The organism is Algoriphagus sp. (assembly GCF_024642405.1).
Classification (GTDB): domain Bacteria; phylum Bacteroidota; class Bacteroidia; order Cytophagales; family Cyclobacteriaceae; genus Algoriphagus.
Map to the genome: position 1 here is coordinate 1 of NZ_JAHEBC010000242.1, position 5,759 is coordinate 5,759.

The 5,759-nt window shown below is 36.2% G+C and carries 3 protein-coding genes; all 3 read left to right on the forward strand.

What is annotated here, in order from left to right; translation table 11 throughout:
• Positions 1-3,286: acyltransferase domain-containing protein (locus Q0L68_RS15170; RefSeq protein WP_296704870.1), on the forward strand; the 3,286-nt coding region annotated here is incomplete at its 5' end.
• A 131-nt stretch (positions 3,287-3,417) separates the two neighbouring features.
• Positions 3,418-5,574, forward strand: a complete 2,157-nt coding sequence (locus Q0L68_RS15175; protein ID WP_296704872.1) for an SDR family NAD(P)-dependent oxidoreductase — start codon at positions 3,418-3,420, stop codon at positions 5,572-5,574.
• Positions 5,575-5,577: 3 nt separating this feature from the next.
• On the forward strand, positions 5,578-5,759 hold a 182-nt coding region (locus tag Q0L68_RS15180), incomplete at its 3' end, for a beta-ketoacyl synthase N-terminal-like domain-containing protein (RefSeq protein WP_296704873.1).

A 5,759-nucleotide genomic window follows, 5' to 3' on the forward strand; every position in this document is an offset into this window, starting at 1 on the left:
AACAGAGGATTGTAGACCTTTTTCCGACAAAGGAGATGGGACAGTATTAGGAGAAGCTGTAGCAATGATGGCTCTAAAAAGGTTGGAAGATGCTGAGCGTGATGGAGATAAAATATATGCCATAATAACCTCAGTCGGAAGTTCCTCTGACGGGAAATCAGGTAGTATTTATGCGCCAGATTCAAATGGACAATCGATGGCGATAAATAGGGCCTATGATGCAGCAGGCTTTTCTCCTCAGGAAATAGAACTTGTAGAATGTCATGGAACAGGCACAATGGCGGGAGATTATGCAGAGTTTAGAGGACTAAAGTTAGCTTATGGCGAAACTCATAAAAAGCAATACTGCGCAATGGGTTCTATAAAGTCTATGATTGGACATACGAAATCGGCAGCAGGGGCAGCTAGCGTATTAAAAGTCGCTATGTCCTTGAATAATAAAGTACTACCACCTACTATTAAAATCGATAATCCGAATCCGAAACTTGCAATTGAAGACAGCCCATTTTATCTGAATACAAAGGCTCGTCCTTGGATACATGAAACTAGCTCTTCAAGAAAAGCTGGAGTTAGTTCCATGGGGTTTGGTGGTACCAATTTTCATGTTGCAATGGAGGAATATGATAATCAAGAAGCCAGACCCAAGAAAATATATGTTCAAGGAATAGAGTTGTTTTTGTTTTCTGGAAAAAACTCTTCAGAAATTACTTCTGAATTGTCATCTTTTATCCAGAAAACAGAAAATCTAAATATTGGCGAAAAAGCTAAATTTTCACAAGGTGAATTTGTTCCGACTGATCATTCTAGGTTAGCTATTTTATCCGTTGATGAGAATGAGCTTACTAAATGGATAAATTTTGTTTTAAAGGAACTCGAAAAAAAGGAAACAAATATCATTGTAAATAATAGCATCTATTATTCTGAAGAAAAGCCTACAAACAAAGTTGCTTTTTTGTTTTCGGGTCAAGGAAGTCAATATGTTAATATGGGGGCTGATTTGCTCATGCAATATGATGAAGCAATGGATCCATGGAATCATGTTTCAGCCATGGCACTAGATGTTAATAAGCGCCTGAACAATGTTGTTTATCCAATACCTGTATTTAGCGAAGTAGAAAGACAAGCGCAAAAACAGCTGTTAGTTGATACAAAATGGGCTCAGCCAGCGATAGGTGTCTTAGCTATTTCACACTTAAATTTACTTTCAAAATTAAAAATTGAACCTACTCTTATTGGAGGTCATAGTTATGGTGAAGTAGCTGCATTGTATGCCGCAGGAATAATTACCAACGAAATAGATTTGGTTAATATTTCCAGAAAAAGGGGTGAATTAATGGGGGCTGCTTCTAAGGAGGATGGAGCAATGACCGCTATTTTTGATTCAGAATTAGTAGTTTCAGAAAAATTAAAGACTGCCAAAACCTCAGTTGTAATTGCGAATATAAATAGTCCTTCTCAGACTGTTGTATCAGGTGAAAAATCCGAAATTGAAAAGTTTGAAAAAACACTAGAGTCAAGTAGTATTCGATTCCAACGATTAAATGTTTCTACGGCCTTTCATTCTGAGTTGGTTTCAGGAAGTGCAGAGGAGTTTGAAAAGTATCTCAAGACAATCAAGTTCGGCAAACCTAAATATTCTGTTTATTCTAATACAACAGCAAAACAATATTCTAAAAGTCCTTCAGAGTATCCAAAGGTTTTGGCCAACCAATTAGCGGCACCAGTTCAATTTGAAAAACAGGTGAAATCCATGTTTGATGAAGGTGTTAATGTTTTTTTGGAGGTAGGCCCTGGGAAAGTGCTTGGGAATTTTGTGAAGGATATTTTAAAAGATAAACCACATAGAGCCATTTCTATTGATGGTGGCATTAAGCAAAATGGAAAAGATGCATTTTGGATTTCAATGGCCCAACTTTCAGTTGCTGGAATACCTATTTCTTACAATGAGCTATGGGAGAATGTCGATCTTAACAAAAAAGTGGTTAGTGCTAAGAAGCCATCTATAGCAACTGTTAAAATCAATGGTTCCAATTATGGCAAACCTTACCCTCCAGTTGGTGGATATGAGAGTTTGCCTAAGCCAAATAAAGAACCTGATGAAATTAGTAAGCCAGAGTTGCCTAGAAGTCAACCACTTCAATTAAAACAGGAAACAATTCTCAAACCTGTAAAGCAGGTTGAATCACCTATAAGCAAACAAGTCGCTTTGCCTATTAATAATACAATATCATCAACCCCAAATCATCAAAAAAGGTACATGAACGAATTTAGCGATCAAAAGCTCAGGGCTTTTCAAGAAATACAGAAAAACACGCTAGAAGCTCAGAAAAGATTTCAAGAAACATTGGCGGAAAGCCACAGAATTTTCCTGGAAACTTCTCAAACGGCCTTTCAAATTTTAGGAGGATTTAATCCAAATATAGGAAGTGTAAATACGTCTACGAATTCTTTTAAATCAATCTCTATAAATGATAATTCAAATCATGCTTCGGAAAATGGAGCACCACTTGAAAAACAGACTTCCCCTCAACTAGAGAGAAAAGTTTCTCAGCCTATTCCAGAATTAAAACCTATTTCAGCTGCAGAGAATGGAATTTCTGAATCAATGCCTGAAGAAAGAATTCATACTCCTGTAGTGAATTCAACTCCAGTAGTTGAAAAGCAGTCTTCAAGCCTTCCCAAGAAAAATGATTTTAAAGAAGTAATGTTTCAAATAGTAGCTGATAAAACAGGTTACCCTAAAGAAATATTAGACTTGAATACAGATTTAGAATCTGGTTTGGGGATAGATTCAATAAAAAGAGTTGAAATTTTATCTGCTTTACAAGAGGAATTTCCTGAATTGAAAAATGTAGACAAGTCTAAATTAGCCGCGATGAATACATTAGGTGAAATTCTTAATTATTCAGATGCATCTAGCGTTTCTTCTCCATCTTCAGTTTCCGCATCTATATCCCCGATCTCTGATAGTTCAGAAATTTCTTCTGAAAAAGAAACTGTGAATACCGATGATTTTAAAAGCGTAATGTTTGATATAGTTGCTGAAAAAACAGGGTATCCTAAAGAGATTTTGGATTTAGAAACTGATCTTGAATCAGGTCTAGGAATTGACTCAATAAAAAGGGTAGAAATATTATCTGCGCTTCAAGAGGTCTTTCCAGAATTGAAGAACGTAGATAAAGCCAAATTGGCGGCAATGAATACCTTGGGTGAAATTCTTAATTATTCTGATGGAACAAAAGCAAGCGACTTAGGAGGAGTTTCGGAGTTTCTGGAAAAAAAGTAATTAAATCCGAAAGCATTTTCAGGTATATAGTTACTCGTAAATTATTGTCTGCAGGTGGTTTCGGAGATTTAAATTGGAAAAGTAGTGATATTCTTTTTTTAATATCAGACGATTTTGGCATAGCTGAGCAATTGCAAAAGTTATTTCAAAGCATAGAGATTTCTACAGAAATAGTAGATCAATTGCCTGTTGAATCTTCCTTTGTGATTGATCTAAGAGGATTAAACAGGTTTTCGAATGCATCTATTGAGGAGCTATTAGCTGTCAATACCCGACTTTTTCAGGACGCTCAGATTTGTGGAAAAAATCTTTTTGATGGCAAAGCTGGATGCTTATTCCTTGCTTTTGATAATGGTTTATCTCATCAATCAAAGAATGATAGAGCATGGCTGGGAGGTATTAGTGCTCTTGCTAAAACGGCTAAGTTAGAATGGCCTAATGCTGAGGTGAGATCTATCAATATAAATTGCGCCAATAAACCTGCCGATAAAATTGCAATGGAATTATTTCATTCTATTACATCAGGCGGGGTAGAGGTCGAAATCGAAATTGATTCATTTGGGAAAAGCTATGAATTAATATGTGAAGTTGCTGCGATTGAAAACAAAAGCCGAGGATTAAACGACGGAGATACCATTATTGTCAGTGGAGGAGCGAAGGGAGTTACCGCTGCCTGTTTAATCGCCCTGTCAAAAAGAAAGAAAATTAATATCGGAATTTTAGGAAGGACTAAATTAGATGAAGAAAACCCAGAATTCAAAAAATATACTACTGATGCGGAACTGAAAGGAATCTTATTTAAGCAGGCACTTGCTGAAGGAAAAAAAATAACGCCAATAGAAGTAAATCGAGAGGCTGCTAAAATTATCGGTAACCGAGAAATCCATAAAAATATTGATACGCTAGAGCGTAATGGTTCTCAGGTAAGTTACCATTCAGTTGATATTTCTGATCAAAAAGAAGTTGAAAAAGCGGTATCGGCAATACGCGAAGAATTCGGCGCTATTCATGGATTTGTTCATGCCGCCGGCGTTTTAGCGGATAGGTATATTCATGAAAAAACGATGAATCAGTTCATGGATGTCTTCGATACAAAGTTGCAAGGTTTCAGAAATTTACTTCAAGCAACATCAAATGATAAGTTGACACACATTTGCTGTTTCTCATCTGTTTCTGCCCGTATTGGAAACGTTGGACAGGTGGATTATGCTATGGCGAATGAAATCTTAAATAAAGTATGTCAAAGTGAACAGCAAAGAAGAGGGAAAACTTGTGTTGTAAAATCTTTGAATTGGGGGCCTTGGGATGGAGGAATGGTATCTCCTCAATTGAAAAAGCATTTTGAAAGCATGGGTGTTGACTTGATTCCTTTGGAAACTGGAGCAGAAATATTTGCTGATGAAATGGAGGATGGCTCCTTTGAAAATGTTGAAGTAGTCATAGGTGGTTCATTTGAAAAATGGGGCAATAAGGAAGATAAGGAAAATGGGAAAGGTTCATTCAAACTTTGGGTGCACCGTATTAATAATCCTTATTTATCCAGCCATACTATTCAGGACAAAATTATAGTTCCTATGATGATGGTAAATGAGTGGGGCTTGAGACTGGCAAAAAAGCTATATTCTCACTTAAATATTGCTGAAATTAAAAAGATGAAGGTTTATAAAGGCATTCACCTTGCTAATTTTGAAACTACAGGAGATATACTTTCTTTTTATTATGAATCTCAAAAATCTGGTGAGAATACACTAGTAGAGATAAAGGTTGAAGGGGAATCTAAGCAGCTATACTACAGCTTTATAGTTGTTATGGCAGAGGACATTGACGCGCCATTTAAATCAAATACCAACTTAGGAGACTTAAAAAATTGGTTATTTATTAAAGATGACGTCTATGGCCCTATCTTATTTCATGGCCCTGATTTTCAAGTTATAAATAACCTTGAAGGAATTTCTTCCAAAGGATGTAAAGGGGAGTTGAAAATTTCCAATTCATTATTCAACGACAAATTGAATTGGGCATCCGAAATGTTTTTGTTTGATGGAGGTGTTCAATTGGCAGCTCTTGCTATCCAAAATATGACCAATAATAGCTCTTCTCTGCCTTTAGGATTCGAATCACTTTGCATTTATGATTATGAAAAATTGACAGATCAATTTAACTGCGAATTGACATTAAATAAGCAGGGCGACATGAATTCAGAGTGGGATGTTTTTTTTAAAAATAATAAACAGGAAGTACTTGCCAAACTTTCAGGATTGCGCCTCTACATGTATAGACAGAATTAAAAAATGGGTTTAATAAGGTTTGAACCAATTGCAATAATAGGTCAGGGTTGTGTATTGCCTGGTTGCTTTAGTCCGGAAGAACTATGGCAAATGGTAGTGGAAAATAAGGTAAATATTTCTGCTGAAAAGGTAAATACTTGGAGAGTGAAGATGGAGGATGAAATTGTTGGTCCTACTGATACTTC